The sequence below is a fragment of the Caballeronia sp. INML2 genome (assembly GCF_023631365.1).
In the GTDB taxonomy this organism is placed as follows: domain Bacteria; phylum Pseudomonadota; class Gammaproteobacteria; order Burkholderiales; family Burkholderiaceae; genus Caballeronia; species Caballeronia turbans.
Genome location: NZ_JALQDH010000062.1, coordinates 1 through 3,498 on the forward strand (window position 1 = coordinate 1; position 3,498 = coordinate 3,498).

The following is a 3,498-nucleotide window of genomic DNA, read 5'->3' on the forward strand; positions in this document are numbered from 1 at the left end:
GTGAGCCTGCTCACGCAGATGGTCATCGCCAATGGCGAGCTCGTCACGCGCTACGTGCCCGCGACGGGCCTCGTCACCGCAGGCAAGGACGTCGCGTTGGCGATCGAGTTCGTGGGCGACGCGCGCGACGATGCGAGCGGCGCTGCGGACGGCGCAATTCTGTCCGACGACGTCGCGCTGCCGAATCCTCAAGGACTGCACGCGCGGCCCGCAGCGGTTTTCGCCGCAGAAGCGAAGAAATACAAATCCGACATCCGCGTTCTGCGCGGCAGCGACAGCGCGAACGCCAAGTCCGTCGTCGCGCTGATGTCGCTTGCGACGAAGTTCGGCGACACGCTGCGTGTCGAGGCCGCCGGCCCCGATGCGGCCGAAGCCGCCGCGGCGCTCGCGCGCCTGCTCGCGTCGGGCTCGGGCGAGAAGCCCGGCGAGGCGCCCCCCGCGCCCGCCGCCGAAGCGCTCGCGACCAAACCCGCTGCGCCCGCCGATGCGAACGAATTCACCGGCGTATCGGCGTCGCCGGGGCTCGCGGTCGGCAAGATCGTGCAGTTCCGTCAGGAAGTCATCGATGTGGCCGAAGCCGGCGAAACGCCGCAACGCGAGCGCGCACGGCTCGAGGCCGCGCATCACGAAGCGCGTCAGCAGATCGAGGCGCTGAAGGCGAAGCTGACCGATCCGGGCAAGGCGCAGATTCTCGATGCGCACCTGGAACTGCTCGGCGACCCCGATCTGAACGATGCCGCTATCGGGGCGATCAGCGAGGGAAAAAGCGCGGGCTTCGCGTGGCGCGCCGCATTCCAGGCGCAGGCGAACAATCTGGAGAAGCTCGACAACGCGCTGTTGCGCGAGCGCGCAGGCGATATCCGCGATGTCGGCCGCCGTGTGCTGGCGCTGCTCGCGGGCGTGAAGCAGGCGCATGTCGATGTGCGCGACGAATCGATCCTCATCGCCGAAGAGCTCTCCCCTTCCGACACCGCGTCGCTCGATCGCACCAAGGTGCTGGGTTTCTGCACGACGACAGGCGGCGCGACGAGCCATGTGGCGATCCTCGCGCGCTCGCTCGGCATTCCGGCGATCTGCGGCATCGACGAGGATGCGCTGCAACTGCCCGACGGCACGCTCGTCGTGCTCGATGGCTCGCACGGCAGCCTGCGGCGCAATCCGAGCGCTGACGAACTCTCGAAGGCGCACGAACGCATCGAGCGTCAGACGAAGAAGCGCGAGGAAGAGAAAGTCGCGGCGAGCAAGCGCGCCGTCACCGCCGATGGTCATCGCGTCGAAGTGGTCGCGAACATCCGCAATGCGCAGGAAGCGCGCGATGCGGTCGCGGCAGGCGCCGAAGGCGTCGGGCTTCTGCGGTCCGAGTTCCTGTTCGATAACCGCGACACCGCGCCGTCGGAAGACGAACAGGCCGCCGAATATTGCGCGGTCGCCGAAGCGCTCGGCCGCGAGCGTCCGCTCGTCGTGCGCACGCTCGATGTCGGCGGCGACAAGCCGCTCTCCTACATGCCGCTGCCGAAGGAAGACAATCCGTTCCTCGGGCTGCGCGGCGTGCGCGTGAGTCTCGATCGTCCCGATATGTTCCGTACGCAATTGCGCGCGATTCTGCGCGCCGCATCGATCGGCAATCTGCACATCATGTTTCCGATGGTCGCCGCGATCGAGGAAGTGCGCGCGGCGAAGCGGATTCTTCAGGAAGAAGCCGGCGATCGCATCGGCAGCGTGAAGGTCGGCGTGATGATCGAAGTGCCGTCCGCCGCGCTGATCGCCGAGCCGCTCGCGCGCGAAGTCGATTTCTTTTCGATCGGCACCAACGATCTGACGCAGTACACGCTCGCAATGGATCGCGGGCATCCGAAGCTCGCGAAGCAGGCCGATGCGCTGCATCCGGCGGTGTTGCGTCTCATCGGCATGACGGCCGACGGCGCGCACAAGCACGGCAAGTGGGTCGGCGTGTGCGGCGGCATCGCATCCGACGCGATGGCCGTGCCGGTGCTCGTCGGCCTGGGCATCGACGAGCTATCGGTCAGCGTGCCCGCCGTCGGCTCGATCAAGGCGCAGCTCGCGCGTTTCACGATGGATGAAGCGCGCGCGCTGGCGGCGAAAGTCATCACGCTCGGCACAGCCGACGAAGTGCGCGCCCTGCTCGCGCCTTACGCGGAATAAGCGGAATTAGCGGAATAAGCGGAGACCTCTCATGTTCAAGAACGCTTTCGGCGTGGTGCAGAAAGTCGGCAAGTCGTTGATGCTGCCGGTCGCGGTGCTGCCCGTCGCAGGTTTGCTGCTCGGCCTCGGCGCGACCGATTTCCACGGCTACGTGCCCGCCATCGTGCTCGCGTTGATGAAGAACGCGGGCGATGTCATCTTCGGCAACCTGCCGCTCATCTTCGCCATCGGCGTGGCGCTCGGCTTCACGGAGAACGACGGCGTATCGGGCATCGCCGCGACCATCGGCTATCTCGTGATGACGGCGACGCTCGGCGTGATCGCGAAGGTCGAAGGTGTCGAGCCGGACATGATCATGGGCATTCCATCGATCCAGACCGGCGTGTTCGGCGGCATTCTCGCGGGCGGTCTCGCCGCATGGATGTTCAACCGCTACTACAAGATCGCGCTGCCGGCCTATCTCGGCTTCTTCGCGGGCAAGCGCTTCGTGCCGATCGTGACGGCCATCGGTTCGATCGTGCTCGGCGCGGTGTTGTCGGTCGTATGGCCGCCGATCGGCGGCGTGATCAAGGCGTTCTCGCAATGGGCGGCGGTGTCCGATCCGCGCACGGCGGCGACGGTCTATGGCTTCGTCGAACGTCTGCTGATTCCGTTCGGCTTGCATCACATCTGGAACGTGCCGTTCTTCTTCGAAGCGGGCAGCTTCCTCGATCCGACGACCGGCAAGGTCGTTCATGGCGACATCAACCGCTTCTTCGCCGGCGATCCCACCGCGGGCATTCTGTCGGGCGCGTTCCTGTTCAAGATGTTCGGCCTGCCTGCGGCCGCCATCGCCATCTGGCATTGCGCGAAGCCGGAGAAGAAAGTGGCGGTCGGCGGCATGATGGTGTCGGCGGCGCTGACGTCCTTTCTCACGGGCATCACCGAGCCTATCGAGTTTGCGTTCCTGTTCGTCGCGCCCGTGCTGTACTTCATTCACGCGTGCCTCGCGGCATCGGCGCAGTTTGTCGCCAATACGCTGAACATGCACATGGGCTTTACGTTCTCGCAAGGCGCGATCGACTTTCTGATGTTCAACCTGATCGGCAACAAGGCGACCCACGCGTGGTACGTGTTCATCCTCGGGCCGATCTACGCGGCGATCTACTACTGCGTGTTCCGTTTCGTGATCATGCGATTCAACCTCAAGACGCCGGGCCGCGAGGATGACACGGTCGAAGGCGCCGCAATGAGCACGGCTGAGATGGGCGGACGCTCGCGTGATCTCGTGCTCGCGTTCGGCGGCCGCTCGAACATCAAGAGCCTCGATGCGTGCATCACGCGGCTGCGGATCTC

General features: G+C 65.7%; 2 protein-coding genes. Both read left to right on the forward strand.

The features are described from left to right. The coding region (gene ptsP, locus NCT32_RS22450; RefSeq protein WP_250490548.1) for a phosphoenolpyruvate--protein phosphotransferase at positions 1-2,163 on the forward strand (2,163 nt) is incomplete at its 5' end. A 31-nt stretch (positions 2,164-2,194) separates the two neighbouring features. After that, on the forward strand, positions 2,195-3,498 hold a 1,304-nt coding region (locus NCT32_RS22455), incomplete at its 3' end, for a PTS transporter subunit EIIC (RefSeq protein WP_250490549.1).